At 67.9% G+C, this 25059-nt stretch carries 30 protein-coding genes; 10 read left to right on the top strand and 20 right to left on the bottom strand.

Annotation, left to right across the window (positions count from 1 at the left end; translation table 11 throughout):
* Nucleotides 1–34: 34 nt before the first annotated feature.
* The 4 genes from GOEFS_RS23660 to GOEFS_RS14760 all read right to left on the bottom strand — a co-directional run bounded on the left by GOEFS_RS23660 (nt 35) and on the right by GOEFS_RS14760 (nt 3007).
* Nucleotides 35–916, bottom strand: coding sequence for a cupin domain-containing protein (locus GOEFS_RS23660; protein WP_007318735.1), 882 nt, complete (start codon nt 914–916; stop codon nt 35–37).
* A gap of 369 nt (nt 917–1285) precedes the next feature.
* Nucleotides 1286–1564 (bottom strand): hypothetical protein, encoded by a 279-nt coding sequence (locus GOEFS_RS14770; RefSeq protein WP_245549866.1) that lies wholly within the window; start codon nt 1562–1564, stop codon nt 1286–1288.
* Entirely contained in the window at nt 1557–1928 is a 372-nt protein-coding gene (locus GOEFS_RS14765) for a hypothetical protein (RefSeq protein ID WP_007318733.1), read from the bottom strand. Before GOEFS_RS14765 ends, GOEFS_RS14770 begins: the two co-directional genes overlap by 8 nt.
* Complete coding sequence (locus GOEFS_RS14760) at nt 1925–3007, bottom strand: hypothetical protein (protein ID WP_007318732.1); 1083 nt, start codon at nt 3005–3007, stop codon at nt 1925–1927. The genes GOEFS_RS14765 and GOEFS_RS14760 overlap by 4 nt, the downstream gene beginning before the upstream one ends.
* Nucleotides 3008–3203: 196 nt before the next feature.
* Here GOEFS_RS14760 and GOEFS_RS14755 point away from each other — a divergent pair, with 196 nt between their 5' ends.
* Nucleotides 3204–3389 carry a hypothetical protein gene (locus GOEFS_RS14755; RefSeq protein WP_007318731.1) on the top strand — a complete coding sequence of 62 codons (186 nt, stop codon included), beginning with the start codon at nt 3204–3206 and terminating at the stop codon, nt 3387–3389.
* Entirely contained in the window at nt 3386–3697 is a 312-nt protein-coding gene (locus GOEFS_RS14750; RefSeq protein ID WP_007318730.1) for a hypothetical protein, read from the top strand. Before GOEFS_RS14755 ends, GOEFS_RS14750 begins: the two co-directional genes overlap by 4 nt.
* Here the strand turns inward: GOEFS_RS14750 and GOEFS_RS14745 are convergent, their stop codons facing one another.
* The gene (locus tag GOEFS_RS14745; protein ID WP_007318729.1) at nt 3698–4831 is read right to left on the bottom strand and encodes a site-specific integrase; all 1134 of its coding nucleotides are present in this window, start codon (nt 4829–4831) and stop codon (nt 3698–3700) included.
* Between the two features lie 360 nt (nt 4832–5191).
* Here GOEFS_RS14745 and GOEFS_RS14740 point away from each other — a divergent pair, with 360 nt between their 5' ends.
* Genes GOEFS_RS14740 through GOEFS_RS14730 form a run of 3 tightly spaced genes read left to right on the top strand, consistent with a single transcriptional unit; the run spans nt 5192 to nt 6174 of the window.
* Nucleotides 5192–5536: a hypothetical protein gene (locus GOEFS_RS14740; protein ID WP_007318728.1), complete on the top strand. Its 345-nt coding sequence runs from the start codon at nt 5192–5194 to the stop codon at nt 5534–5536.
* Nucleotides 5536–5892, top strand: a complete 357-nt coding sequence (locus GOEFS_RS14735) for a VOC family protein (RefSeq protein ID WP_007318727.1) — start codon at nt 5536–5538, stop codon at nt 5890–5892. The genes GOEFS_RS14740 and GOEFS_RS14735 overlap by 1 nt, the downstream gene beginning before the upstream one ends.
* Before the next feature lie 57 nt (nt 5893–5949).
* Complete coding sequence (locus GOEFS_RS14730; protein WP_007318726.1) at nt 5950–6174, top strand: hypothetical protein; 225 nt, start codon at nt 5950–5952, stop codon at nt 6172–6174.
* Nucleotides 6175–6324: 150 nt separating this feature from the next.
* Here GOEFS_RS14730 and GOEFS_RS14725 read toward each other — a convergent pair whose 3' ends face one another.
* From GOEFS_RS14725 to GOEFS_RS14700, 6 genes are all read right to left on the bottom strand, one after another.
* On the bottom strand, nt 6325–8859 hold the full coding sequence (locus GOEFS_RS14725; protein ID WP_007318725.1) for a hypothetical protein: 2535 nt from the start codon (nt 8857–8859) through the stop codon (nt 6325–6327).
* Nucleotides 8860–8886: 27 nt separating this feature from the next.
* Complete coding sequence (locus GOEFS_RS14720) at nt 8887–9270, bottom strand: helix-turn-helix domain-containing protein (protein WP_007318724.1); 384 nt, start codon at nt 9268–9270, stop codon at nt 8887–8889.
* On the bottom strand, nt 9267–9530 hold the full coding sequence (locus GOEFS_RS14715) for a glutaredoxin family protein (protein WP_007318723.1): 264 nt from the start codon (nt 9528–9530) through the stop codon (nt 9267–9269). The genes GOEFS_RS14720 and GOEFS_RS14715 overlap by 4 nt, the downstream gene beginning before the upstream one ends.
* A 24-nt stretch (nt 9531–9554) precedes the next feature.
* Nucleotides 9555–10166 (bottom strand): RuvC family protein, encoded by a 612-nt coding sequence (locus tag GOEFS_RS14710; protein WP_007318722.1) that lies wholly within the window; start codon nt 10164–10166, stop codon nt 9555–9557.
* 16 nt (nt 10167–10182) lie between these two features.
* Nucleotides 10183–10482 (bottom strand): hypothetical protein, encoded by a 300-nt coding sequence (locus GOEFS_RS14705; protein WP_007318721.1) that lies wholly within the window; start codon nt 10480–10482, stop codon nt 10183–10185.
* 71 nt (nt 10483–10553) lie between these two features.
* A complete protein-coding gene (locus GOEFS_RS14700) occupies nt 10554–10829 on the bottom strand; it encodes a hypothetical protein (RefSeq protein ID WP_007318720.1) in 276 nt (91 codons plus the stop codon).
* Between the two features lie 295 nt (nt 10830–11124).
* Here GOEFS_RS14700 and GOEFS_RS14695 point away from each other — a divergent pair, with 295 nt between their 5' ends.
* A complete protein-coding gene (locus tag GOEFS_RS14695; RefSeq protein ID WP_007318719.1) occupies nt 11125–11475 on the top strand; it encodes a hypothetical protein in 351 nt (116 codons plus the stop codon).
* 52 nt (nt 11476–11527) lie between these two features.
* On the opposite strand, the gene GOEFS_RS14690 is transcribed toward GOEFS_RS14695, so the two are convergent.
* The 4 genes from GOEFS_RS14690 to GOEFS_RS14675 form a co-directional block, all read right to left on the bottom strand.
* Nucleotides 11528–11716, bottom strand: coding sequence for a hypothetical protein (locus GOEFS_RS14690; protein ID WP_007318718.1), 189 nt, complete (start codon nt 11714–11716; stop codon nt 11528–11530).
* A 464-nt stretch (nt 11717–12180) separates the two neighbouring features.
* Complete coding sequence (locus GOEFS_RS14685) at nt 12181–15438, bottom strand: bifunctional DNA primase/polymerase (protein WP_007318717.1); 3258 nt, start codon at nt 15436–15438, stop codon at nt 12181–12183.
* Nucleotides 15435–15713: a hypothetical protein gene (locus GOEFS_RS14680; protein WP_007318716.1), complete on the bottom strand. Its 279-nt coding sequence runs from the start codon at nt 15711–15713 to the stop codon at nt 15435–15437. The genes GOEFS_RS14685 and GOEFS_RS14680 overlap by 4 nt, the downstream gene beginning before the upstream one ends.
* 92 nt (nt 15714–15805) lie before the next feature.
* The gene (locus tag GOEFS_RS14675) at nt 15806–16057 is read right to left on the bottom strand and encodes a helix-turn-helix domain-containing protein (protein WP_007318715.1); all 252 of its coding nucleotides are present in this window, start codon (nt 16055–16057) and stop codon (nt 15806–15808) included.
* Nucleotides 16058–16380: 323 nt separating this feature from the next.
* Between GOEFS_RS14675 and GOEFS_RS14670 the strand changes: the two genes are divergently transcribed.
* The 4 genes from GOEFS_RS14670 to GOEFS_RS14655 all read left to right on the top strand — a co-directional run bounded on the left by GOEFS_RS14670 (nt 16381) and on the right by GOEFS_RS14655 (nt 19250).
* Nucleotides 16381–16560 carry a hypothetical protein gene (locus GOEFS_RS14670; protein WP_040525219.1) on the top strand — a complete coding sequence of 60 codons (180 nt, stop codon included), beginning with the start codon at nt 16381–16383 and terminating at the stop codon, nt 16558–16560.
* A gap of 86 nt (nt 16561–16646) precedes the next feature.
* Nucleotides 16647–17450 (top strand): chymotrypsin family serine protease, encoded by an 804-nt coding sequence (locus GOEFS_RS14665; RefSeq protein WP_245549865.1) that lies wholly within the window; start codon nt 16647–16649, stop codon nt 17448–17450.
* Between the two features lie 47 nt (nt 17451–17497).
* Nucleotides 17498–17788: a hypothetical protein gene (locus GOEFS_RS14660; protein ID WP_007318712.1), complete on the top strand. Its 291-nt coding sequence runs from the start codon at nt 17498–17500 to the stop codon at nt 17786–17788.
* Between the two features lies 1 nt (nt 17789).
* Nucleotides 17790–19250 (top strand): hypothetical protein, encoded by a 1461-nt coding sequence (locus GOEFS_RS14655; protein ID WP_007318711.1) that lies wholly within the window; start codon nt 17790–17792, stop codon nt 19248–19250.
* Nucleotides 19251–19254: 4 nt separating this feature from the next.
* On the opposite strand, the gene GOEFS_RS14650 is transcribed toward GOEFS_RS14655, so the two are convergent.
* From GOEFS_RS14650 to GOEFS_RS14630, 5 genes are all read right to left on the bottom strand, one after another.
* Nucleotides 19255–19845 carry a hypothetical protein gene (locus tag GOEFS_RS14650; RefSeq protein WP_007318710.1) on the bottom strand — a complete coding sequence of 197 codons (591 nt, stop codon included), beginning with the start codon at nt 19843–19845 and terminating at the stop codon, nt 19255–19257.
* Between the two features lie 24 nt (nt 19846–19869).
* Nucleotides 19870–20085: a helix-turn-helix transcriptional regulator gene (locus GOEFS_RS14645; RefSeq protein WP_007318709.1), complete on the bottom strand. Its 216-nt coding sequence runs from the start codon at nt 20083–20085 to the stop codon at nt 19870–19872.
* A gap of 2 nt (nt 20086–20087) precedes the next feature.
* Nucleotides 20088–20591, bottom strand: a complete 504-nt coding sequence (locus tag GOEFS_RS14640) for a hypothetical protein (protein WP_007318708.1) — start codon at nt 20589–20591, stop codon at nt 20088–20090.
* Entirely contained in the window at nt 20588–24064 is a 3477-nt protein-coding gene (locus tag GOEFS_RS14635; protein ID WP_007318707.1) for a type I restriction endonuclease subunit R, read from the bottom strand. Before GOEFS_RS14635 ends, GOEFS_RS14640 begins: the two co-directional genes overlap by 4 nt.
* On the bottom strand, nt 24064–25059 hold a 996-nt coding region (locus tag GOEFS_RS14630), incomplete at its 5' end, for a restriction endonuclease subunit S domain-containing protein (protein WP_007318706.1). The genes GOEFS_RS14630 and GOEFS_RS14635, both read right to left, overlap by 1 nt.

Here is a 25059-nt window from a genome sequence, read left to right as displayed (position 1 = left end):
CTTGATGTTCGATATTGCACCGGGGCCAGTTTGTTCACGAGGGCGGCACCTCATCAAGAAAGATCGTCACTCCGTAGCGCGCAAAGAGATCTCCGTGCATCGAATCCTGGCGGGTGTCGGAAGCTCCGACACCGCTGAAATAGCCCTCGATCGCTCCTGGGGTGTTGGTGATGATCACATCCGCTTCAGGAGTCACGGTCTGGAACGTATGCGGGACAAATCGCGGCCCGAACACGTAGCCGCCGGCTTCGATGTCGACGGTCTCGCATGCGCTCAACGTGCGACCACCGAACCAGAACCGAACCACGCCGGAGAGGACCGTCCAGGTCTCATCTTCACGTGTATGGATATGCAGAGGGGGCGCCCCTTCGGGCCTAACCGTCGAACGCATGCTCGCGAGGGAGCCGCTACTCTCCGTATTCGCGACGACATACTCGAAGTGATCCGCGTTGTAGGCACCCACGCGCCCGGTCCACGGGTTGCGGCCGACAGCCGAGCCGATCTTCGCAAAAGCGCGCTCTATCGCCTGACATAGCACGGTGAGCACCTCTTCATCGTCGCCGCCAACGGACGATGAACTGCTTCGCCCGAGCTCGACACCACCGTCCAACTCGCGAATGATCCATTCGACGGTGGTACCCGTCGCAGAATCGCGCATGACAAATTCGCGACCCAGTTCGGCGACGACGATCTCCCACGCCAAAGTCATAAGCCCGGAATCGCGCAGTAGATACTGGACGACAGAATCGCCACGCTCGGCCACCGATGACTTAAGACGTCTCCCTCCCCGCGTGTGCTCAATCCCTATGCACTGATCGTTGAATTCGACCCAATTGTCCGGCGAAGCAATCGCGCAATAGGCGAACTCGGGCGACACGTTGGCGATGCTTCGCAGAGATTTGTTTTCCCAATCCACAGATTGACGGTAATACTTCAAGCTTGCTTGAGGTCAACCTGTCGCGTACTGCAACTTCGCACACCAAGATTGCCGAAACGTGTGGGCCCGGCAAGTACCCCTCATCCAAACCGACCCACACGACAACTATTGTCGCGAACTACGAAATTGATGTGGGGTGCTCGAAGTTTCAACCCTCGAAGACCAAAAAACCCCTCGCATATGCGAGGGGCGAAGGTGGCCAGGGCCGGGATCGAACCGGCGACCTTCCGCTTTTCAGGAGCACGTTCCGGCATCGTCCCAGGTCGCGGGTTCCCACCCCGGAGCGGTGACCAGGGCTTTCTCCGCTCCGGTCGCGGCGTGCGTGAGCGCTTGTGTGTCACTTCTGTGTCATGTCGTGTCACCTGACCCCTGATCCGGGTGTCCTCGTCGCAGCGCGTCACGCAGCTCACGCATCCACATCTGCGTGGACTCCACCCGCTCCCCGGCCGGCACGTCCGCGGCGACCAGCTCCGCCCAGACGGTCGACGTGTGCAGGTCCAACTCCGGGGTGTCGGACAGGAGGAACTGGACCGCCGCTCGCTCCGCCACCGGCATGTTCGGGTCCAGGTCACCGGATGCGGCCGCGCGCATCAGGCGGGTCTCCCAGGCGCGGCGGTCGCTACTCACCGTCACCGCGCTCCTCGCGGCGCAGCACCAACGCCGTCGTCGGTTCGCCGACTAGCTGTGGCAACGGGTCCGGCTCACTGATCCAACCCGCGGCGTCGGTACCGGCAACCGCACGCGCCGCATCGGCCGGGTGCTCGAACCTGCCGAGGTAGGGCGGTCGACCACTCAGCTCTTGGACCTCGGTCAGCGCGACGGCCCCGATCTGCGAGTAGGCAGCCTCATACGCGTCGACCAACACCGGCATGTCTCCTGGGAGCTGGTCGAGTAGCTGGCGCAGCTCCGCGACCGTCTTCGGCGGCGGGAACGCGACGTTCTCGGTGACGGGCCGGATCACCAGGCTGTCGCCGGGTTCCCAGTCGCTCATCGGACCCTCTCGATGCTCGCGATGAGCCCCGATTCGATCTCGGTCCCGTCGCTGAGCCGAATCCGCCACGTGCGCAGCACAGACGGCAGTGCGAGCACTTCGAAGTCGCAGTACCGCTCCCCGTCGATGATGGAGACCTCGCCGTGCGTCATGTCCCAGTGCGCGTCCGAGCCGTCGCCGTGACCTGTCACCCGCCACAGGCCGCGGCGGTCAGCGTCGAGATCGTTGACCAGTTCGCCGAGCGGTTCGTACCCCTTCTCCGAGGCCGCCGCGCAGCTCGAGCAGAGCGTGCGCAGCCAGCCGTGCGGCGTCGTGTGCCGGGTGCCGGGCTCGCCGCACTGCTCGCACGTTGCCTCACACTTCTCCTCCGCCGCGTCGACCAGCTCATCCATGCGCTGCCGGTCCGCCTTGGAGGTGCCCTCGGACACGCCGAAGTAGTAGCGAAGCCCGCCGAGCTTCTCCTTCACCTGGTGCAGTTCGTAATCCGGATCGATCGCGGCGAGGTCATGGTCGAGCTGGATGATGATGGGGTACCAGCCCCTGCTGCAGCTGATCCACCGGCCCCATCCGTCGGGGATCCGCACCATGATCGCGCGGAGATCGTCCTCGAAACCCTCAGCATCCCTTGGCATGTGAATCTTGTTCAGCAGCGTACTTCGGTCCAGTCGAGTGTTCACCTGCTGCACCGCCGCCATCGCTGCGCGCGCCCCCTCACGGTCCCCGGTGAGCATGGCCCCCGCGAACTCGCCGACCGCGGCGTTCGACGCGTCCAATGACGCCTTCTCCGCCTCGGTCATCTCCAGCGGGTCAGCCGTCTCGGCCAGTGCGGCGAACCACCGCCTCGTGCGCCTGTGACTACGGGCGGTGTGAGCCTCGGTCCAGGCGACTCCCCACAGCGCAGGTGCCCACTGCTCGACCGCGGCGTTGAGCGCACCGGGTTCACCGAGCACGGCACGAACACCGAGGACTTCTCCGGAGCTCCAGACGTTCTCGTAGGTGTCCCAGCCATGTTCACGGACGAGGGCGGCCCGCTCGCGAAGGTCGGCGGCGCGGCGGTCACGATCTTCTGAGCTCGGCATGGGGCCAGTGTGGACGCTCGCACTGACACCACGCGAGTCATTTCCTCGATGCAGATTCCGTTGCACCTGCATCGGAACCAGCAACACCGCTCAGACCTGCGATCACTCCTCGGCGTGATGCAGGATCGCCGAACCAGGCTGCGCGGCTTGCGGTTCCAACAAACGAGTGTCGGATCGGCGTGGCAGTCTTTCGTGGATGAGCAACACCGCGACAACCCGTCCCGTGATCCGCGCCAGCACCGCAGACATCGCAGCGATGGCCGAGTTCCTGAGCCTGTTGTTCGACGCCCCGGTGACGATCACCGCGTCGGACGAAGCGGTAGCCGCACCTGCGGAGCGGCACCTGGTCATGATCGTGTCGGAGACGGCAGGCGCGGCGTGATCACGGAGATCAGACTCCAGTCGAACGACGGGGAGTCCACCGCACGCTTCTGGAGCGCGATCTTCAACGTGCCGGCCGAGGAACTCGGGGACGGTAGCTGGCGCATCACGCCGGCCGGCGGGCCCACCGTGGTGGTGGACACCGCACGCGTGTGGGAGACCATCTCCCGGTACGTCGACGTCACCGTGGCCGTTGACTCTGGTGCGCCGGATCGGTTGCGCGCGTTGGGGTTCGAGGTGTCCGTGGACGGATCGAAGGCCGTGGACGTGAACGGCTGCGACAACACCGTGTTCCTGGTCCAGACGTAGTCACAGCCCGAGCACGGTGACTGCGTTCCCGATCAGCGGTGCCGACTCCCGGACGTAGCGAGTCACCATGGCCGGTGTCCGGTGCCCGGTCTGCCGCATGATCGAGTGGTGATCGGCGCCGGCACGTGCCGCCTGCGTCACGAACCCCGCCCGCAACGAGTGCCCGCCCAGGCGCTCGACCGCTTCCGGCTCGAATCCGGCCCTCGACGCTCTCCGCCTGATGACCGCGTGGATACCGGCACCTGACAGCGAGCCCTCCGACAGCACCCCGTTGCGGCACGACCGGAACAGCGGCGAGCGACTGCCAATCTTCGGTGCGCGTGACCGGCAGACATGTCGGCTGCCGAACGGCGGGGCGTCGGTGAGCAGTCGGATCACCGCGTCCTTGCCTCCGTCGTCGAACGCCGAGACCACCTGCGCCCAGCGCACATACGCACACGCGGGGCAGCGCAGCGCGTCCTTCGTTCGCGGCAACGGGTAGACGCCACCTTCGCCCATCTGGTCAGTTTTCGACTTCCGTAGATGCACATGCAGGCCGTCCGCGGCGTGCAGTTCCACGTCGCCGCCAGTGAGTCCGCTGAGTTCGCTGCGGCGGAACGCGCCCGCGAACCCCATCAGGAGCAGCGCGCTGTCACGTCGCTCGCACACGTGCGTCACCCAGCTCCCGGCTTGCTCTCGGGCCGTGGAGACGAGGAGCACCACGTCATCGGTGAGCAGAGGGGTCCGGGGCTGCCGTGGCCTGTCTCCGCGGCTGGCGTACTGCCTCCTGATCCCGGACATGGTCTGCCTCACCAGTTCATGCCCCGCCGGGTTCGGGTCCAGCCCGGCTCGGCGGTGGCGATCGAAGATCGCCGCGCACCACTTCCCCAACGTCATCGTCGAGTACGCCCGCTCACCGCGCGAGGTGACGGTCTCGGCGGCGTCGACGAGGTAGGCGGCGATCACTGTCGGATGCGCGGGAAGTGCCTCGTACCCGTTGCGCCGGCACCAGCCCTCGAACCGTCTCCACGCCGACGCGTAGGCCCTTCTCGTCCCCTCCGACTGCGAGTCGATGGTGGCGATGCGGATCCGTTCCACTACATCGACGGGTAGATCCGGCACCTCGGCGGCGGCTGTGACTGCGGGAAGGATCATGGCGCGGACGGTAGGCCCGACACCCCCGCAGCGCAGGTACGCGGCGCGAGTACGGACGCCCCGGATCAGCCGCCTCGACCACCGAGAATGCACTCGCTTCCCAGCCCGTTTCCCCAGCTCACCGGCTTGCCATGTGCGGGAAGTGGATTTCTCGTCACCACGCGCGCATCCATCGCGAGTGACTACGCCGGGGCGGCCGGCAGGGTGGATTCGGGCTGGGGAAACAGGGGTGGGAGGGCCTCGGCGATAGGTCGGACGAATTTCTCGTGGGTTGCTGGGCGACGGGTTGAGCTGGGGTTCGAGGTCTACGACTACGGAAACCAATCGCCCCGTGTCACTGCTCCGGCTTACTCTCCAGCCATGACCGAGTCCGCGCCCGTCGAGCTGTGCGACTGTCCACGCCGCGACCACATCGGCTCCGAGGACGGCCGGTGCACCCTCCCGTCGATCCGCAGCGAAGAGGCCGGCGACACGGACGTCGACTACTCCAAGTACACGCAGTGCGGCTGCTGCATCGCGGATTGCCCTGACGTGCATCCCGAGTCCGGCCGTGGTCTGCGCGCTGTTCCCGGCTCGGCAGTGATAGCGCAGGAGTACGTCGACACCCTGCCCGAGGAGAAGCAGCAGGCGTTGCGGGAACAGCAGGCCCGCGGAGAACTGCGGATCGCTCCGCAGGCCGAGATGTGGCTGCCGGGGCTCGACTGATGCGCCTGAGCTTGATCCTCCTGTACGTCCCACCTCCGGTCCTCGACCGCGCCGCGTCGTTCTACGGTGCGGTCTTCGACGCTGAACCCGTCCGGGAACAGCACGGTGAGAAAGGCCCCGAGCACTGGTCGATCACCTGCCCCGCGACTGGTCTCGTGATGGAGCTGTACCCGGCCACGTCACGGCCGCACACGGCGACCAGGTTGGAGTTCCACGGCTCGGACGTCGACGCGGCGGTGACTCGACTGATGGACAAGGCCTACGCGTTGCCGGAGCGGACACGGGACGGCGCCGGTTGGTGGGTGAGCGATCCCATCGGCAACACCGTGGTGCTGTTGCCGGAGCCGACGCGCTGAGCGCAGCTACTCGCGCCCCGCACACCATCTTCGTGGCGTCGCGAACATGGTGTCCGCATGAACGAGACGACCTGGACCCAGACCGCCGCCGAGGACGTGCCACCCGAACTGCTGCATGAAGTGCGCGCACTCCTGAATGAGTTCCAGGAGCTCGACAGCTCCGCCGACGGGTACAGCCAAGCTGTGACCGCGCTGCGGGTGGCCCGGGACGCCGTGGCCGCCGCGGTGGCCGCATCTGATCCCGCCTACCTCGCGGCGCAGCGGAAGGGGACGGACGCATGACCGGGCCTGTGTACGACGACGAGGACATCCGCGACGACGGTCAGCGCTGGGACGACGAGGACCGCGACCGGGACTAGACTCGGACGCCTATCCCACCGACACAGAGACACCCCGCAGCCGTGAAGGTTGCGGGGTGTTCTGCTGCTCGTGTCAGCGCACGGCCGACGGGTCGAGCGCGCTGGTCGAGGGTGACGGTGACGTCTGCCCGGTGCCGGTCTGCGTGGACTCCGCCGAGCTCGGTCCGGCCTGGCCAGCGGGCTTCGGTGCCCCCGGCGTACCGGTTGACGGGACTGCACCCGTGGCCGGTGCCGGAGCACCAGGAGCGGGATCAGCCTTCGGCGAGCTCGCATCAGCCGGCGCAGCGGCAGGCGGCGTTCCACCGGGCACCTGCTGATCCACGGCGTTCGGGGTCTGCCCCGAGACCGGCTGCGTACCCGGCGCACCGGCCGGGCTCGGATCGTTCAGGTGGAAGTAACCGCCCCTCGACCCCATGTCCTGCGGCAGCTGGTCCGCCGAGACGACCTTGTACTCCTGCAGGTCGTAGAACTTGCCGTCGCCGAGGAGCAGGTAGCTCTTGTCGCCCGCCACGAGCAGGTCACCGGGCTTGGCCTGGGCGGGTGCCACCTGGCTTCCGGGGTCCTGGCCGGGAACGGGTGGCGTGAGCCCGGCTGCCTTCGCGGCTTCGGCCAGCGACAGCGGGTGCGTGGGATCCGCTGCGGCGAGGAGCGACGCGAGCTTCGCCGTCTTCGCGTCGGGGAAGGTCGCCTTGTTGCCCTTCACGTCGACCTCCTTGCTCGGCTCAGGAGGAGCGGCCGGTCCCTGCGCGGCCGCTGCGGCCGGGTTCGCGGCGGTAGCGGCGGAGGGCTGGGCCGGGACCGCGGCGGCATGACCGCCCGGCTTCTCGGTGGACTTCAGGTCTCCCGGCTTCGTCTTCGCGTTGTCGGTCTTCGACGCGGCGAGCGGCGTCGGCTTCCGCTCCTGCGTCTTCTCCTTGGGCTCGGCGAGCTTGCGCTCGTCCTTCTTCTCGTCGCCCTTCTTGTTCGAGTCGTCGAGCTTGCGGTCGCCGTCGCTGCTGAGGGGCTTGCTCGGCGAGCTGGTGAGGGGACTGCCGCCCATACCGAGCGGCGACCCACCGCCGAGACCGTTGCCGAGGTTCGGGGTGGAGACGGGCGTGGTCGGCGCCTGCTGCTTCTGGTTCAGCGACCGGAGCAGATCGCCGAGGGCGTCGGTGGTCTTGTTCGGCGTCTCCGTCTTGGCCGGGGTCGGCGTCTGCGACGTCGGGGTGACAGCGGCCGGCGTCGTGGGCGACGCGGGAGTGGTCTGCACCGGTGTCGCCGTCTTGCTCGGGTCGATCCGCGTGCCGGTGCCGCTCGCGACGGTCGCCGTGAGCACCGCGGCGGGCTCACCGAACAGGTTCGCGATGTTCTGGTCGGCGGCGATGACCCGGGAACCAGCTGCGCTCACCGCAGAGGTGAACGCGGACGCCGGTCCCTGATCCGACAACTTGGAGTCGGCGGCGAGCTGCTCGCGGGCGGAGCGGTTGGCGTCGAGCACGGCGGTGTACGCCTGCCCTGCGCCGTCAGACGCGGCGGTGAGCTGCTGCACGAACGGCTTCACCTGCTCTCGCAGCGCGGCCATCGCGTCCAGGTGGGGCTGCAGGCGTGCCTTGTACTCGTCGAAGTACTGCTCGCCGGCCGAGCTCATCACCCGATCCACCTCGGCGAAGAGGCCCGAGATGCCTCCGAGAGCCTCGGCGATCTCCTGCTTGATGTCGGCGCCGTCCAGGCGGAGCGCCTCAGGCGGGTTCGAGTCCCACACCCGCCCGTTCGGCCCGTCCTGGAAGCTGAACACCAGCTGTTGCGCCTGCCGCAGCTGGCCGTCGAGCGCGGTAACCCCGCCGACATCGCTCGCCGCGGCCGGGAGGATGTGGGTGGTGCTGCCGTCAGGCGAGTCCCACTGCCCGATCTTGTTGCCGCCCAGGTCGAACATCTCCCACGCGACCGACGCACCGAGCCCCACCCAGCCGATGGGGCCCGGGATGGATCCGACCAGGTTCAACGCCGCGCCGACGTAGTCACCGGACTTCGCGTTGTTCCAGGCGGAGTAGAGGCCGACCGCGGTGCCGACACCGGGGATCAGTCGGGCAGCCGTCTTGAGAGCACCCTTCGCGCCCATCTTGCCGGCGAGCGTGGCAGAGATGTCAGCACCGGTCTTGACCTGCGTCTTGAGCAGCGCCGGGAACTGCTTGATCGGGCTCCGCACGTAGCCGTCGGGGATGCCGGCGGCGCGGGCGAATCGCTGCCCCGCGGAGGGCTTCGGCTTGTCGTCGGGTTGGGGCGCGGGCTTCTCGTCCGGCTTCGGCTTCGAGTCGGTGTCCTTGTCGGCATCTGGCTTCGGCTTCTCGTCCGTGTCCGGCTTCTGCTCCGTGTCGGGCTTCGGCTCGGTCGCGGGCTTCGCGTCGGGCTTGGTGTCGGCCGCGGGCTTACCCCCGCTGTGGAACTGCTCCGCGCGCTGCTTCTCCGCCGCGTAGTGCTCGTCCCAAGAGGCGTTCCGCCGCTTGGCCTCGGCTTCTGCCCACGCCTTGTCGGCGGCCGCCCGCCGTTCGGCCTCGACGCGGATCCGTTCCTGCTCCCGCTGCTCGATCTCCGCCCTGATCTGCTCCGCGTGCATGTCGTGATTGGCCATGGTCGTTCCTTCTCTTTTCTGTCTTGGTCACCGGCGACGCGGAGGCATCACGCGGCGGGGGGTCGCGGCTTTGCGTACGTCGGCCTCGCGCAGGTACAGGCGGCCGCCGAACTCCTCGGCCGGCAGGTCACCTCGCGCCACCATGAGTCCCACCGCGCGGTGTGTGCAGCCGAGGATCCGCGCTGAGGCGTGGCGGGTGATGAACCCCTCGGGCGGCGCGGACGGCAGCTCGAGAGCGAGGACATCGGCCTCGAGCACCATCACGCGCTGGCCCACCTGGTACGCCGGGAGTTCCTCACTCTGAATGAGGGAGTCGATCCGCCGGCGGGAGACGCCGCGGAGCCCCGCTGCGGCTGGTCGGGTGATGAAGACTCCGCCTCCGGGTGCGGGCCTCCGGATGGTTCCACTCACGCCGCACTCGCCTGACGCAGCTCACGCAGACGCGACCGGATGTCCGGGCCGAAGACGATGCCGTGGTCTTCGAGGATCGTCACGGGCGTCTGCGGGTGCATGCCCGGGCGGAGACGCTGGTAGATGCCGACGAGCAGGTCTTCGGCTGAGGGATCGTCGCGAACGTCCCGCAGCTCGTAGGGCAAGCCCTCGGCGTCGAGCGACTTGGTCACCCAGCGGCATGCGGCGCAGTTCGGCTGGGTCAGGACGGTGATCGTCATGGGGTTCTCCTTCGAGGGGTGGGGTCAGGCCGCGTCGGCTGCGGCGATGCGGGGTGGGATCGACGGGGCGGTGACCTTGGCGAGAGCTTGTCGCCGCTTGCCGGTCACCTTGAACGGCAGCACCGGGGCGCGCAGGTACGCGGCTCCGAGCGCAGCGGCAAAGGCGGCATCGGCGCGGTCCTGAGTGTTCTTGTCGCGGGTGGCGTCCGGCCACGCGAGCGCGTACTCGGCGACCATCATGTCCTTGCTCGCGGCTCCGTTCCCGGTCGCGAGCATCTTGATCTGCGACGGGGTGACCTCCAGGACGGGTGCGCCAGCGTTCACCAGCCCCTCTACGACGGCCCACCACAGGAACCCGCGACGGGAGAGCGACGAGTCCTGCGCCGAGACGGAGAACCGCAGCCCCTCCACCACGACCAGCGCCGGGTCGCAGGCGATGGCCTGGTGCACCAGCCCGTGCACCAGTGCGCGGTGCCGGTGAACGTGCGCGCCGAGGGTGTCCTGCTTCGGTGCCGGGGACCGGTGCACCGCCGTGGAGAGCGCTCCGGTCACCAGGTCCAGGGCGGCGATACCTGCGCCGGTGAGCGACAGGTCGAGGCCGACCAAGGTGCGGCCGGCGGCGGCGGGGTTGAGCATCGTGGTCCTTCCGGGGTCAGAGGCGTGCGCCTGCGGCCAAGGCCGCGGCGACGTAGGCGATGCCGACGCGCAGTGCCTCATCGGCAGGGATCTCGACGTCACCGGCTGCCCACACCTCGCCGATGGACGGGACGGCGAGCAGGTCATCGTCAATGGCGCGCAGCGTCACGCTGCCGTAGGTGATCGAGGCGGTGGCCAGCGCAGCGGTGACGGCGCAGGCGAGGCGGCCAGGGTTCAGCGCGGCGTGGGTACGGGCGAGTACCTCGACAGCGAACGTATTCGTCTCGTCCTCGGTGGCGGTGGCGGCGTAAGTCACGGGTTCTCCTTGTCGGGGTGGTGCCGGCCGCCGCACCGTGAGGACGAGCGCGGCGGCCGGAGATCAGGGGGTCAGAGGGTGGCGCCGGCGACGATCGCGGCGGCCACGTACCCGAGTCCGACTCGGAGCGCCTCGCCTGCGGTGAGCACCGCCTCGCCGTGCCACACCTGCCCGTCGATCACGTCGGGGAGGAGCTCGCCGAGGTAGAAGGCGTCGCCGTGCTCGATCTCGGCGGCGAGCAGTGCCTGGGCGACGGCGGCGTGCAGGGCGTCGGGATCGAGGTTCGCAGCGAGTGCGTGGACGAGGGCGCCGACGGCGGCGTCGGCGGGGGTGATGGTCGCGGTCACGGGGCGCCTCCATTCGTTGCTGAGCGGGATGCCCGGCTCAGGTTGTTGCTACCGATACTACTGGCCGTTCCGATACCGCGCAAGGGTCGATAACGCTTCGACCTGCGAAAATGTCTCGAAAATCGAGAATGGAGATGAGGCCGGGGGGTGGGGGCGCGGCGGGCGACGGTCGGGGGTGGAGGTTGCTGAGGGGGCGGGTCGAGGGACGGTCGAGGGTGTGTCACGGCGAGAGAGGCCGGATCACCATGCCGAGCCCCGCCCGCCGATCCCGACCCAGCGGTAGTACACCGGCGGCATGACCGACATCAACATGACCGACGAGCAATACAAGCAGGCGCTGCACTACGGCGACATGCGGGACCGGCAGCTACACGAGCTGCGCACCCGCGCCGCGATCCGCGTGGCGGCGCGCCTCGGCGCCGGGGTCGACGAGCTGCACGACGTGATGCTGGCGATGCGCTACGGGTGGACCCCCGAAGTGGACAAGTGCCGCGGCAAGGAGCTCGGCGAGATCCTGCTGGATACCTGCGACGAGAACTGGCGGGAGCATCGCGCACCGTGCGCACCTGAGCGGTCCCGGCACGTGCTGGAGCTGCTCGGTGAGATGTGGCCCGACGTGGTTGCCGAGTGTGAGCTGGAGCGATAACCACATCGTGAATCACGGCCCCGACGGTGGTGGTGGGGATCAGCCTGTTCCGCTACTCCTGCGTCGACGCGTGCCGGCGCGCCCACGCGTCGGTCTCTGCGACCACTTCCGGCCACAGCTCCTCCAGGAGCCCGGTGATGCTCAGGATGTCGCACTCCGGGTCGTAGCCGTCGACGCAGCAATTCTCCTTGTCCCACTCGTCCACGGCTGCGACCAGAGCCTTGCCGCGCTCGACCTTCACCGACCAGCGGGCACCTCACTGCGTCGGGTCGCGTCGGGCTCAGCGGTGATCTGACACCAACCATCCGATTTAGTACAGCAAACTCAGAATCGGACATGGCAGCCCGAAACGGCCCAATAGCCCGACGCCTCGCACCATAGCTGACCTGCGGATAGGGCCGTTTCGGGTCGTCGGGTCGTTCGGGCTGCCCCACGCCCGCAGCGAGATGCAGTGAGAAAGATTCAATATATTAAAGTCAAATTGTCTCTCGGCGTCTAAGAACTACCACCACGCTGTGGGGGATCGTCCGCAGGTGTGTAACAGCCCGACGACCCGAATAGCCCGAAACAGCCCTATCCGCAGGTGAGAGCGCTTTCGGAACAGCCCGACGACCGCCGCGTCGGGCTGTTTCGGGTCGAGACGCCGTACCCCTGACACCAGAACACCCCGACCAGCGAACCAGTCGGGGTGTTCTGTTCCGTGCTTCAGGCCACGATGGCGAGCGGGCCCGCGAGCGACCAGGAACCGTCCGCGTTGAGTCGGGCCTGCCCCGCCTGTTCCAGAACCGCGAACCCCTGCGCCATGTGCGCACGCTGGAGCTTGCTCATGGCGCCGAACTTCGGCAGGTTGCCCGTGCCGTCGCTTCCCGACCGGAGATAGCCAGGCATAGCAGTGCCACCACAGATCCGCAGCCGCGAGACGATCGCCTTCATCGCGCTCTGCACGCCGCGGCTGGTGACGGTGGCCTCGGCGGCCTTCGACGCGGCGTACCCGACGCCCTTGAGCTGCCCCAGTCGGTAAGCCTCAGCCTCACCGGAGAGCTCCATGTAGGCGGCACACGCCGCCGCCGTGAGGTCCGAGGCGATGAGGAACAGGCCGGCCGCCTCCCAGTGAGCCGAACTCATGACGTGCTCGCCGTCGAGCACCATCAGCGCAGCCGCGATGTGCATCTGCATCGGAACCCGGTGACCGGAGACCAGACCCTCCTGGTCCTGATCGAACGCCTCGCCCCAGTCCGCCGCCCGCTCGGCGGAGATCTCGAGTCCGGCTTCGATGTCATCGAGTGCACACTGCGGAAGGTCGATCCAGATGGGCTCGGCGTCGTCGAAGCCGGTCACGCCGAGCCTCTCGGCACCGTCGTCGTCCTTGATCGCGTCCCCCTTGTTCACGATCAGGGGCGCCGCCTGAAGGCCGGTGCCGGCGTCGCGGGCGGCCAGCGGCTGCTGGCACGGGATCGGGGGCTCACCGACGTGCCCCAGGCTGTACCACGGCTGACCGCTCTGGTCGGCCATGACCGGAGCGACGGGGATGCCGTAGAGCGGTCCGCGGTCGGCCTTGTGCACCAGGCCGGCGAGGCACTTGTAGAAGCGCGGCCCAACGCCCATCGCCGACATCGCTGCGAGCACGTCCATCTTCCCGGGCTGCCCGTTGACGAGCAGCCCGATCCTGCTTCCGTGCTTCGGCAGCACCGCGGCGTTCTTCTCGTCCGAGGTTCCCTGACCGCCGTAGCCGTTCATCCAGGTGCTGGCGATCCACCCGGGCATCTTGCTATCCGGCCGGGTGAGGTACGCGTTGAACGTGTCGAGCTCGTCCACCTGCGCGAGCAGGCTGGTCGTCTTGATGTAGTCGACACCGTCCTTACGCCCCCGCAGCAGCTTGGACCAGTGCTCGGAGGTGCCGTTCGTCGTTGTTGCCACCCCGAGCTGCAACGGAACCGCCGCCTCCGCAGCGTTGTCGGTCTCACCCTTGCCAGCCGAGCTGGGCGCGACGACTACGCCGTACTGGTTGAGCCCCTGGCCCTTGACCTTGTGGGTGCGCAGCCCGTTGCGCGGTGGCAGCACGACGTTCGGAGGAACCGACGCCATGATCCGCGGGAGCAGTGCGCCCACCAGGCCGTGCATGAACACACCCTCGCTCTCCGCGTAGTCCCACGCTCGCTTGAGGCCGGGCGTGGTGTCGCGCATCTGCCGCTCGATCTCCCGGATCTTCGGTCGCAGCTCCCGGAACACCCGGCGAGCCTCCGCAGCGTTGTCGGTCCCCTCGACGAGTTCCCCCTCGACCGCGTCGTCCACCGCCGGCGCGGTTTCGGCCGTCTTGGCCCCTTCTACGGTCTCGACGTCGAGCGGTTCCTGCGGTGCCGACGGAACCACAGGAGCGGTGCTGCCCACGCCACCGACCGTCGGAGCCTGGGCCAGACCCGCGGGGAGTCCCACGACGCTCCCGGCGCCGATCAGCACCGCACCGCTCTGCGGCGCGACGACGTGCTGTCGGGCCCGCATCACGACGGCTGCGGAACGGAACGCGGCAGCCCGCCGGAGCAGCCCGTCTGCGCCGACCTCGACCCGGATGACCTCGCCCTGGCCGCTGCCGTCGGGCTGGCGCGTACCGGTCGTCGGCCGACTCTCCACACGGCCGCCCGCCTCGGCGGCGGCCTCCAACTCCGCGGCGGCCTCCTCGAGTGAGTCCGGCGTGATCGTGTCGAGCTCTTGCTCCCCGCCGAGCCGGAGTCCGAATCGCTGGGCGACCTCGCGCACGTCGGCACCACGGTCGTCCTTGCCGAGCAGGAGACACGCGAGCGAGAGCGGGGAGACGGACTCGCGGTCCCCCATCCCGAGTGCCGCGCGCATGGTGCCACTCCACACATGCGCGAACCGGCCGCGTCCGCAGCCGTGCATGGTGACGCTCTTGCGGTGGTCGGCACCCCGCCAGTGCCGCACCGGGCACCCGTCGTCGTCCGCGTCGCCCCAGTCCTCGAGACGGTCGTCGAGAGCCTCTACGGCATCCCACTCGATCCCGTCCACGGCGTCGGTCAGCTCCTGCGAGCCCTCGTCATGGGCCACGCGCTCGACCGGCGCCTTCGGGACGAGGCCACCGTGCAGGTTCTCCAGACCGGTCGGGCACCCCGCGGCCGGGTCGAACAGCCACATGGGCGCCTCGGACAGCTCGTCTTCGCCGTGCCACAGCCGGTTGCGCCCCTCCGCCGTGTACCGCCAGCCGGCGGCCTCGACGAGCGCGGTCGGCGGAACGACCGCCATCGACCCCGGCGCGGCCAACACATCGACCAGTCCGCCGTCTCCGACTACCTTCTGGGGGACGTTGCTGAGCTGCTCCGCGGGGATGGACGACGGACGTCGGAACCAGAAGTGGCCGCCGCCGATCTTGTTCGCTCGCGGATCGCAGCGCACGGGGTTCATCCCCTTGGCGGTGTACAGCACGGGCGTGTACCCCGCCGCGACCAAAGCGGCGGTGGCCGCCGCGTTCTCCGCGTCGATCACGATGAGGTCGCTCGGACCGAGGAGCACACCGAGACCGCCCCCGGCGTTGACGTGAGCCATGGCCTGCTCGAACGTGAGCGCCGGCGTCTGCTCGGGGTCGTTCCATCCCCGGCCGCGCGGCTTCTTCGTCCCGGCGGGGAGTGCCACCAGGTGGAATCCGAGCGAAAGCATGCGCTTGATCACGATGGTCGTCGCTGCGGGGTCCTGAGCTGGGGGCGCCGGCGGAGCAGGGATCCACGCAGCGAGTGCCTCCAGCGTGGTCGCCTTCATGACGCGGTCCGCGCCGACGAAGGTGAACGCCTCGGCGGCCTCACCGGTGGCGTCGCACCCCGCGGCGTGGCGGTGGAAGATCGGCTTGTCGCCGATCGACCACCGCGGGCAGTCGCACCACCCGGGAACGCGGCGAGCGTCGGGGTCGCGGACCAGCTGAGGACGGCTGGCGAGGAACTCGTCGAAGGTCTCGCTCATCGCGACACCGCCTCACGCGCGAGGCGGCGGGCCCGCGCCGCGGCTCCCCGGCGCCGAACCACGGCAGCACGGGCGGCGGCGACACGGGCCTGCTCGTACTGATCGTCGTCGGCGAGGGTGGCGGCCACCTCGTCGCCCAACTGGTAGCCGAGCTCAGCGAGCAGCTCGCGGATGATCGGGGTGGTCGCGCGACCGTTCGCCTGGGCGCGGCCGAGCGCGTTGACGAGGTCGTGAAGCGCAGCGGTGTCGACGGAGTTGGTGCCGTGTGGCATCATCGGATACGTCCTTCGTTCTTAGCGGTGCGGGGACAACTAACTGAGATGAGGCCCGGCGTTCCAGCGCCGGGTTTCCTCGTCTCTGGGCCTAGCTACGCAGGCTCCGGAGCTGCCGCGAACCACGCGGCGTGCATGACGCCCTTGAGCTTTCCCGTCTGGAACGCCTCCGCCTCCGCGGCGGCGATGTACGCGTCGACGTCGCTCTGGAGCACGCGGTAGGTCCTGCCGACGCGGATCGCGGGCAGGTGTCCGCGCGAGATTTCCTGACGAACGGTCTCGTCTGACACGCCGAGCTGCTCGGCGACAGCTGGCGTTCCGATGCGGATACGGGTGGTGGTGGTCATTGTCTCTCCTCCGGTTGGCTGGTCAGGTTGGGGAAGCTGGCTCCAGTTGTAGCAAGCACATTGGACAGCGGCCGGAAACGAAAGCTCCGCAGCGTGCCTGATCAGACCCCGAATCCGTCTCGATAATCGAGAGCCCCCTGGTCAGCGACGAGCGTGGGACAGAATCAAGAAAGTTGTTCCAACTTTTCCGGAACCCTCTGCAGCGCAACGGTTCCTACCGCTCGCCGGTACCGACTCCGTGAACGCGGCACGACCGCGGCGTGCACCTGCCGAACCCGCGCCGCGCACGTCTCAGTCGGCGGGCACTCGCCACCATCCCCGGCATGAGCACCGACTACCGCGACTCGATCACCAACCTGCACCGCGGAGTGCACAGCGACATGGACAGCGCCTGCACCCGCCTGCACGAGGCGATCGACCTCCTGGAACAGGCCAACCTCACCGCTGCGGTGGCCGACCTTCGCGGCGTGGAGCAGCGCCTCGCAGAAGCGGTGCGTCGATGAATCAGGCTCCCGCTCAAGACATTCAGTCGGGGGACGTGACACCGCATTCGGCGGGTTGTTCGGCCTCGTCTGCGATGATCGAACGCATGAGCAGGACGCGCCTTGGAGCAGCCGCCGCCGGCATCGCCGCCGCGGTGGTGATGTCGGCGTGCTCGACGGGTGTGGCCGGGCAGCCGGTAGCGCCGACCGGGAACCCGAGCGCGACGGCGGCCGCGGAGAGCACCGGTCCCTCCACCGACGTCGAGACCACCTGGTCCACGATCCCCGACGCCGAGGCGGCCGCAGCACCGAAGCGGATCACCCTCACGCAGTCGGCTACCGGCGCGCCCTGCACAGCAGGTCCAGCCGTGGCAGCTGCCGCAGCGGCCGGGCACCGCGGCTACCTCACCGCCGGGCACTGCGACCAGGTACGGGGGTCTAGCGTCACCGCGGGCGGGCATGCCGTTGCCCCGTACACCGGAACTATCGCCGGCGAATACGGGGCGACCGTGACCTGGGGCGCATCCAGTGCCTCGCCCACCGTGGCGGGCCGCAACGTGGTCGGCGTATTGACGCGCGAGGCGACGCAGAAGCTGGACTATCACACCGCGGTGTGCGTGGACGCCGCGGTGAGCGGCGTGCAATGCGGACTCCTCGTCGATGCTGACGGGGACGGGATCGGGGCCAAGGTCTCCACGGTCCCTGGCGACTCCGGCTCCCCGCTGTTCCTGGTCGGCCCCCGCGGCATCACCCTGATCGGGCTGGTCGAGGAGAGCGCGGAGCCCTACACCTACGCGGCATACCTGGACCCGCTCCTCGCGCAGATGGGTGCGAAGGCACTCGTTGATCGCTCCGCCGCGGTGGATCCACGCACGGACCCGCGCTACTCGACGGCGACCACCTCCCAGTAGAGCGTCTCAGGCTGGTTTGCGCTGGTAGACCTGGCAAACTGGTAGGCATGACCGACGAGAACGAAGTCCAGATCCACGACCGCCAAGCGTTCCTCGACTCGATCGCAGCGATCGACGCGGTGCGCGGCAGCGTCGACCTGGCGGGCCTGGAGACCATCCCGGGCGCAACTGATGGCAGCCCCACCGCAGCAACCGTCGCGCGGATCATCGCCGACGCGCAGAAGCAGATCGCCGCGAGCGACCTGGCGATCGCCGGCATCGTCACCGACCTCCGCGCGATCTACACGGAGGCCACCGGGGCCGACACTACCGGCGAGACCGGCGTCCTGGAGGCCTGACATGGCACCCAGCGGTGAGCACCGCATCGAGGACCTCGGCGCTGCGACGGTCCAGGCCGCAGCGGTCGCGGCGAGCAACGCCGCCGCAGCGCTGCGTAGCGAGGTCGGGCGACTGCACGCGGAAGGCAAGGGGCTCACGGTCGCCAAGTCGTGCGAGACACTCACCGCGCGCGCCGGGGCAGCCGAGAAGCTCTTCGCCACCCTCGCCGCCACCGCCAAGGCGTTGAAGATCCGCGAGGACGCCGCGAAGGCCTGGAACCGGAACGCGCCCAAGGACTCGGAGATCAAGGCCGCCGAGGAGGCAGTCACCGCGGCAAAGCAGAAGCTCAAGGACGCCTCTGCGGCGAGCGGGGACACCAGCGCGGCCTCCAAGGAGCTCGAGGCCGCACAGAAGCATCTCGGTGATCTGCGGCGACGCCGCCGCGAGGCCGACGCAGCGTACGACAAGGCCCAGGAGAAGGCGGACCTGGCGCTTTCGAAAGTCCGGGCGGTGGAGGTGATCGGTGACGCACCCGGAACTGGCACCCCCTCCACCGGCACCGGCAACGGCTCCGGCTCCCCCTCCACCAGCACCGGCACCGGCAAGCCCTCCGGCGGCACCCCGGCCAAGACCACCGCCGGTGGAACCCCGAAGCCGAGCAAGACCCCCGCCGCCGGCACCCCGTCTCCGTCCACCGCCCCCTCCACGACCGCCACCAGCACCGCCACCCCGGAGTCCACCGCTGCTCTCGCCGCGCTCCTCGCCTCCCAGCAGCAGCAGCAGCCGCAGTCCGCTCAGCAGGCGCAGCCCACCGCCGCCGCCACCCCCGCCGCGGCCGCACCCGTCGCGTCGACCCCGACGCAGCAGGGTAAGGACAAGGACCTGGCACAGTCCAAGACCAGCCCGTGGGACAAGATCCTGGGCAGCGACGGCGTGCTGGACACCGGCGAGCTGACCGGTCTCATCGGCTCGCCGCTCACCCTCGGCGGCGGCGCATCCACCTCCACGCACGCCACCCCCGCCGCGACGGTCACCCCGAGCGCACCCGCGACGCCCACCCCCTCGCCTACTGGTCTGAGCGCCGGCACCGTCACGCAGCCCGTCACCAGCGGGAACTCCGCCACCGGCCTGAACACGGCGACGGACGTGTCGGGGCGTACCGCCGAGCAGCAGCGCGGCCCCTTCTCGGTGGGCCCCGAGACCAAGACCAGCGGTGCCACGGGTACCGGTACCAGCGCCACGTCGCCCGCTCACTCCACCGGTGCCCGGCCCATGGGCGGCGGCATGCCCATGATGCCGATGGGCGCCATGGGCGGTCCCGGCGGCGGTGGCAAGGACCGGGAGCAGGCTCAGACCACGTCGGCGGCGGGCAGCGCGGAGAGCGACCTGCTCCACGGCCGGCACACGGTCTCGGAGGCAGTGCCCGGCGGCACCATCGCGCAGAAGGATCATCCGCGGCGGCGGGGTGAGGACGCGGCTTAGCCCGTCAGGGTCCGCCGAGTCCGAAGCTCCCGAAGTACAACCGAATCGTCGTGTCCATTGCGTGCGCCGCGTCGCGAACAACCATGCGCTGCACCAGGTTCGCGTAGTCAGTGTTCCCAGTCTGCTCATGCTCCGCCCCGACGCGGTTCATCAACGACTCCTCGTGCACGGCCGAGCGCCAGTGCCCGTAAGGCTTGCGGGCGTCGGCTACCTGCCGAACATCCTCGATGAGATCCGGCGGCAGCAGCTGGTGCTTGCTGGCCTCGCCCAGTAGTCGCCCAAGCCCGAACGACTCCCATGACTTCGGCAGCCAGCCATTCAACGCGGCGTGCGACGACGACAGGACACCCGCGACTTCACGTTCGCAGACGACGTGGCAGGAGAAGATGCAGGCGACCCAGATGCCCTCCAGGAACGTGCGTACCGCAGCATCCCAGGCGAGCTGCCCTTCCTCACCTGCCGAGAGCGCCGCCCAGTCCTTGCCGTGGAGCGTCCGGTGGATGCGGTCGTTGATCCAGTCGAGACGCTGGTCGTGGTCGAGCACACGGACGTCCAGGTCACCGAAGACGTCGTCCCAGCTCACCTCGTCGGACATGCAGGGTTCCCGGACGCTGCCAAGCTATTGCGCCGCCTCGATCTTGACCGTGAGCCCCACCGCTGCCGTCACCTTGGCGAGAGTCGCGACTGACACATCGTCGCCGCGTTCGATGCGCGCGATCGTCGGCCGTGACACCCCGGCTTCCTCGCCCAGCTGAGTCTGCGACCACCCGCGTTCACGGCGGGCGTCCCGGACGGTGTCACCGACGGACGCGAGGCTCACGGCTGGATCGATCATCGCTACTCCGAGGGCTCCACGGGGCGGAACTTCCAGCCTCTGGCCTCAGCTTGAGCGAGCATTGCCTTCGCGACGAATAGACACGCACCTCTGTTATCGGGAGGCACGTCGTTGAAGTCGATGTGCCCGTGGTCATCTGGACGATCGGCGTTCATCGAGTCGTCCCACACGGTGAGGGGTGTCCGACTGCCCTCGGAGGACTTTATCTCCACGGACTCGACCTCTTCGACCGTCACGGCCAAGACACCGACCGGAGGCGTGTACGTCTTTCCCTTCTCGTCACACCGCTTCTTGATGTGTGAAGCTCGATCGGCGTAGGCCTGATCGGGAGTCGTTGCGTCACCGCGCACGATGGACAAGCGGTTGGAGTCCTGCTTGTCTGCACTACTGAGATTGAACGCCTGCGGAGCGACAACTCCCTTGTCGTCGCACCAGGCGCTGATGATGGGGCGCAGAAGCTCGGTCTCGCCGACGGCCATCCGCTCACGTGTCACGTCCTCACTCATGACGCACCGCCCCGCTCGACCACCCACGTTGCGAGTCGATCAGTGAGGTCAGCGTCTGCCGGCACCGCTTCGTCCTGGAACGTTCCCGCCGCCACGTCAGCGGTGTGAATGTAGAGCGCACCAGAGGGCTCGACTTCGATCGTCAGCTGATTCTCGGCGCGCGGCCAGTAGAAGCGCACACCGCCTTCTTCGGTTGGGAAGACCGAGCTCGTGACGTTGCCGAGATTCTCTATGACGTCGATGACTTGGGCACCTCGACTGATCACCTCCGCGGAGATAGCCTCCCCGGCTTCGCCGTCGACCCAACCCTCTTCGAGAGAAGCCAGCGCGCCGAGGGCCATACGCGCAGTCCGCGCGCTCTCGGCCTGGTCTGGGTCGGTTAGAACATCGACCGACCTCCGGTATTGGGTGTGGATGGTGTCCGCCGCGATGTCCGTGATCGCCTGCAGGAACGCTGGATCCGTCATGTACGACTGGATCTCCTGCGCCTCACTGACCGTCTTCAACACCGCGAGACCGACAGCGCCGCTGAATCCCTCAGACGCCTTGAGCTGCGCGACGGTGTTGTTCTTCGCCATCGCCACAGCCTCCTCGTTGGCGTCGAGGAAACCCCAGAACGTCGTGATGAACCCGGATACGCTCTCCGGGCTCACATCGACCCCCTTGGCTTGGAACATCTCGTTCACCTTGTCGATGGCCTCGTCGAGCGGCCCCCGCTGTGGTGTTCCGCCGCCGCCCTTGTGCTCTCCCTCGAAGGTGGGCAGCTTGATGCCTTCACTGCTGCCCTCGCTCAGCGAGTGGTCCTCACCGATTGCGGCGGGTACGAGCTTCACGCCCGAGAGCTGCACGCCCTCCAAGTAGCTGTCGTCGTAATCCTCGCCGTCCGAGTGAAGGTTGCGCGCGAGCAGGGTCGCGAGGATCGCGCGCCGTGCGAGGTCTACGTCCTGGTAGTCGACGATCTGGCTGAGGAACTGCCAGGCGTTGCGGTAGCTGATCACGTCGGCGCGGAACTGCTCGAGTTCCTCCCGCTTCACCTTGTCCTTGCTGAGCACCGCCTGCCGCATCTGGCCGTTCCAGCGATTCTTGATCGGCGCGAGGGCCTTGGCGATCGCCTCCCCACCGGAGTCGGCGAGAAAGGCGTCAGCGACGGCGTTCATCTCGTCGTGCGTGTACATGTCGGCGGTGTCGAGGCGCTCCCCGAGGGTGTACAAGGCGTTGGGGTCGACGTCTCCTTCGACGTGGGCGTCGGAGTAGTAGAGCTTGAAGTCCTTCTGGATGCTCGCCGGCGAGTTCCGGAAGTCCACGACCATCGGAGCAGTCTTGCCCGGGTAGGTGCGGTTGAGCCGTGAGAGCGTCTGGACGGTGGCGACACCGGTGAGCTTCTTGTCGACGTACATCGCCATGAGACGCGGCTCGTCGAAGCCGGTCTGGAACTTGTTGGCGACGATGAGTACCCGGTACTCGCCCTCCTCGCGGAACGCGCGGGCGACGTCGCTGCGGTTGTTGAGCGAAACCTCGGTGACGGACTCGCCGGTGTCCTCGTCTGTGAGTGAGCCGGAGAAGGCGACCAGGGTCTTCATGTCGGTGTAGCCCTGCTCGTCGAGATAGGCGTTCATCTTCTTCGACCAACTGTGCGCCTCGACGCGAGAGCTGGTGACGACCATGGCCCTTGCCTCACCGCCGAGCATGTGCATCACATTCCGACGGAAGTGCTCAATGACGACACGCACCTTCTGCGCGATCGCGGTCGGGTGCAGCCGGGCGAACCGGACGATGTTGGTGACCGCCTCGCCGGTATTGACGCGGATCTCTTGCTCGTCCTCCACCGCGTTCTTCACCCGCAGGAACATGTCGTACGTGGAGTAGTTGGTGAGCACGTCGAGGATGAAGCCCTCTTCGATCGCCTGCGCCATCGTGTACGTGTCGAAGGCTTCCCAGCGGCCGTCGCGCTCGGTGCCGAACAGCCGCAGCGTCTTGGCCTTCGGCGTGGCGGTCAGCGCGATGAAGGTGATGTTGGCCGACGCCGCGATCGCCGAGTCCTTGGCCAGCAGCAGGTCGTCGGCGCTGATGTCTTCGTCTTCCGGGTCGAGGTCGACGTCGACCAGGAGTTCCTTCAGCTTCTTCGCCGCGGAACCCGACTGCGAGGAGTGTGCCTCGTCTGCCACCACCGCCCAGCGTCGGCCGCGGAGTTCCTTCGTGTCCTCGATCAGCTTCATGACTTCGGGGAACGTCTGCAGGGTGCAGGTGATGATGTGGTCGCCCTCGACGAGTGCCGCCTTCAGCTGGGGCGACTTCGCCCCCGACTTCTCCCCGACGCTGACGACCAGCCCCTTGCTGGACTGCACCAGGTTCATGTCGTGGCGGATGTTCTCGTCGAGCACGTTGCGGTCGGTGACCACGATGACCGAGTCGAACGTCGACTCCGAATCTGCGCTCATGTGCCGGATCAGCCGGTGACTGAGCCACGCGATCGTCTTCGTCTTGCCGGAGCCGGCCGAGTGCCAGATCAGGTAGCGCTTGCCCGTCCCGTTCAGCTCGATGTCGCCTACGACGCGTTCGACCGCGCGCAGCTGATGGAAGCGCGGGAACACCAGCCGGCCGTCCTTCTTGCCGGACTTGCTGGGCTCGAACAGCGCGAAGTCCTTCAGGATGCGCATGAACGTCGGGCGGGCGAGGATCTCCCGCCACAGGTAGTTCGTCGACGACCCGGTACCCGACGGCGGATTGCCCTCGTGGCCGTCGTTGCCCTGGTTGAAGGGCAGGAACACGGTGTCCTCGCCCTCGAGTTTCGTGGTCATGTAGACGAGGTCGTTCGACACCGCGAAGTGAACCAGGGCACGGCCGGGCGCGAGCAGCGCCCGGTTCTTCCCGGGCCGGCGGTCATCTTTGTACTGGCGGATCGCGTGATTGACCGTCTGGGTGTTGTCGGTCTTCAGTTCCATCGTCACGACCGGCAGGCCGTTGGCGGTAAGTACCACGTCGATCGTCTCGTTGGTCGCGGTGTCGAATCGCACCTGCCGCAGGACGCGTAGCCTCACAGAGTCAGCAGCCTCTACCACCTCGGTGAGGTTCGGGTTCGCGGGCGGGAACTCCATCATCGGCCCGAACTTCGCGGCGGGGCGACCCACCTGGGCGTAGGTGAAGCCCTTCCGCAGCACGCCGAGCAGACCGCCGACGGGGTGGCCCGTGGTGGCGTCCATCTTCGTCTGCTTCGCCAGCTCTTTGGTGATGTGCTGCAGCAGTTTCCGCTCGGCTGCGGTCTTCTGCTCGTCGACGAGGTCTGCGGGTACGGCTTTCTCGTACTCGTCGGGATACTGGGTTGAGAGCCAGTGCAATACGTCAGCGGGGACCATCGCCAGGCCGATGTCCCAACCGGTCGGCTTACCGTCGTTCTCGTACAGCCATCCGCGCTCCGAGAGCTCCGAGCAGAGGTTGCGCTCGAACTCCGACTCCATCAGCTGCGCATCGCCCATCACGCGACCGCTTTCCGACCGGTGACGACGTCGGTGATGAGTGCCGCGCGGCGCTCCAGGAGCAGCGCCTTGAGGTCGGCGACCTTCGCGAGCATGGCGTCGACGCGGGCCGTCGCTTCGTCCAGCTGATCGGCGATCTTGATCTGCTCGTCGAGGGGCGGAAGCGGGACCGGGGTTGCGTCCAGCATGGTCTTGGTCACTCGCTGTGCGTTCGGCCGGACGCCGGTCGCGATGGCGGCGAAGTAGTCGATGTACCGCGAACTTCGGAAGAGGTGGTGCACGTAGCGAGGCTCGAAACGGTCCGAGATCCAGAACGCCTTGTAGTCGGGGCTGATGTAGCCGGTGAGCGACGACACCCCGAGCCCGCCGTGGTTGAGCCACATCATGTTGGCAGCAAGCTGCCCTGGTCGCACGACCCGGTACTTCGACACGTCGAGCGACGCCTGTTGGCCTTCAGTACGCGTGTTGAGCTCAACGCCCCTGTACTCGGAGATAGACAGGAGTGGCCCGGGCGGGTTCTCGCCGTTCCGCTCCGAGCTCTCAGTGAAGTCGTAGCCGAACTTGGTACGCCCCCAGTGCTCGGGGACGCCGGAGAGGGGCGAGTGCGCATCGGCGGCGCTGGATCGCTGTCCTGACGCGAGGCCAAATACGGCTCTCGTCTGAGTACTCCGAGTTCGGTGTCGCAACGCGTTGCTCAGGAGATCCATTCTCGTCAGCACTGCGTCGATGTTGGCTGTCTCTCGGTCCAGAAAGTCTGCTATGCCACGTTGCACCTCCGGTGGGAACTGAACCACCGGGTACTCGCGAAGACTCGTCCACTCCACGCGCGGCATCTTGGTGCCCTTGGACGCGGCTTCGGCGAACCGGACGAAGTTGCGGCTACCGACTACATATTGGAGATAGCGGGGGTCGACTCCAGCCTCCGGCCGGTAGACATGGATGTCGCCGCCGGCCGTGCCGGGGCGATCGGCAAGCCAATACTTGGCCAGGTACGG

It is taken from the genome of Gordonia effusa NBRC 100432 (assembly GCF_000241305.1).
In the GTDB taxonomy this organism is placed as follows: Bacteria; Actinomycetota; Actinomycetes; order Mycobacteriales; family Mycobacteriaceae; genus Gordonia; species Gordonia effusa.
The sequence above is the reverse complement of the archived record's forward strand: the minus strand, read 5'-3'. Positions and strand labels throughout refer to the sequence as shown.

Coding starts and splice junctions, on each gene's coding strand:
- GOEFS_RS14765 (WP_007318733.1), bottom strand. CDS start 1,928: ATGAGCGACTGGGAACCCGGCGACAGCCTGGTGATCCGGCCCGTCACC.
- GOEFS_RS14760 (WP_007318732.1), bottom strand. CDS start 3,007: ATGCCGAGCTCAGAAGATCGTGACCGCCGCGCCGCCGACCTTCGCGAG.
- GOEFS_RS14755 (WP_007318731.1), top strand. CDS start 3,204: ATGAGCAACACCGCGACAACCCGTCCCGTGATCCGCGCCAGCACCGCA.
- GOEFS_RS14745 (WP_007318729.1), bottom strand. CDS start 4,831: ATGATCCTTCCCGCAGTCACAGCCGCCGCCGAGGTGCCGGATCTACCC.
- GOEFS_RS14740 (WP_007318728.1), top strand. CDS start 5,192: ATGACCGAGTCCGCGCCCGTCGAGCTGTGCGACTGTCCACGCCGCGAC.
- GOEFS_RS14735 (WP_007318727.1), top strand. CDS start 5,536: ATGCGCCTGAGCTTGATCCTCCTGTACGTCCCACCTCCGGTCCTCGAC.
- GOEFS_RS14730 (WP_007318726.1), top strand. CDS start 5,950: ATGAACGAGACGACCTGGACCCAGACCGCCGCCGAGGACGTGCCACCC.
- GOEFS_RS14725 (WP_007318725.1), bottom strand. CDS start 8,859: ATGGCCAATCACGACATGCACGCGGAGCAGATCAGGGCGGAGATCGAG.
- GOEFS_RS14715 (WP_007318723.1), bottom strand. CDS start 9,530: ATGACGATCACCGTCCTGACCCAGCCGAACTGCGCCGCATGCCGCTGG.
- GOEFS_RS14710 (WP_007318722.1), bottom strand. CDS start 10,166: ATGCTCAACCCCGCCGCCGCCGGCCGCACCTTGGTCGGCCTCGACCTG.
- GOEFS_RS14695 (WP_007318719.1), top strand. CDS start 11,125: ATGACCGACATCAACATGACCGACGAGCAATACAAGCAGGCGCTGCAC.
- GOEFS_RS14685 (WP_007318717.1), bottom strand. CDS start 15,438: ATGAGCGAGACCTTCGACGAGTTCCTCGCCAGCCGTCCTCAGCTGGTC.
- GOEFS_RS14680 (WP_007318716.1), bottom strand. CDS start 15,713: ATGATGCCACACGGCACCAACTCCGTCGACACCGCTGCGCTTCACGAC.
- GOEFS_RS14675 (WP_007318715.1), bottom strand. CDS start 16,057: ATGACCACCACCACCCGTATCCGCATCGGAACGCCAGCTGTCGCCGAG.
- GOEFS_RS14670 (WP_040525219.1), top strand. CDS start 16,381: ATGAGCACCGACTACCGCGACTCGATCACCAACCTGCACCGCGGAGTG.
- GOEFS_RS14665 (WP_245549865.1), top strand. CDS start 16,647: ATGAGCAGGACGCGCCTTGGAGCAGCCGCCGCCGGCATCGCCGCCGCG.
- GOEFS_RS14660 (WP_007318712.1), top strand. CDS start 17,498: ATGACCGACGAGAACGAAGTCCAGATCCACGACCGCCAAGCGTTCCTC.
- GOEFS_RS14655 (WP_007318711.1), top strand. CDS start 17,790: ATGGCACCCAGCGGTGAGCACCGCATCGAGGACCTCGGCGCTGCGACG.
- GOEFS_RS14650 (WP_007318710.1), bottom strand. CDS start 19,845: ATGTCCGACGAGGTGAGCTGGGACGACGTCTTCGGTGACCTGGACGTC.
- GOEFS_RS14645 (WP_007318709.1), bottom strand. CDS start 20,085: ATGATCGATCCAGCCGTGAGCCTCGCGTCCGTCGGTGACACCGTCCGG.
- GOEFS_RS14640 (WP_007318708.1), bottom strand. CDS start 20,591: ATGAGTGAGGACGTGACACGTGAGCGGATGGCCGTCGGCGAGACCGAG.
- GOEFS_RS14635 (WP_007318707.1), bottom strand. CDS start 24,064: ATGGGCGATGCGCAGCTGATGGAGTCGGAGTTCGAGCGCAACCTCTGC.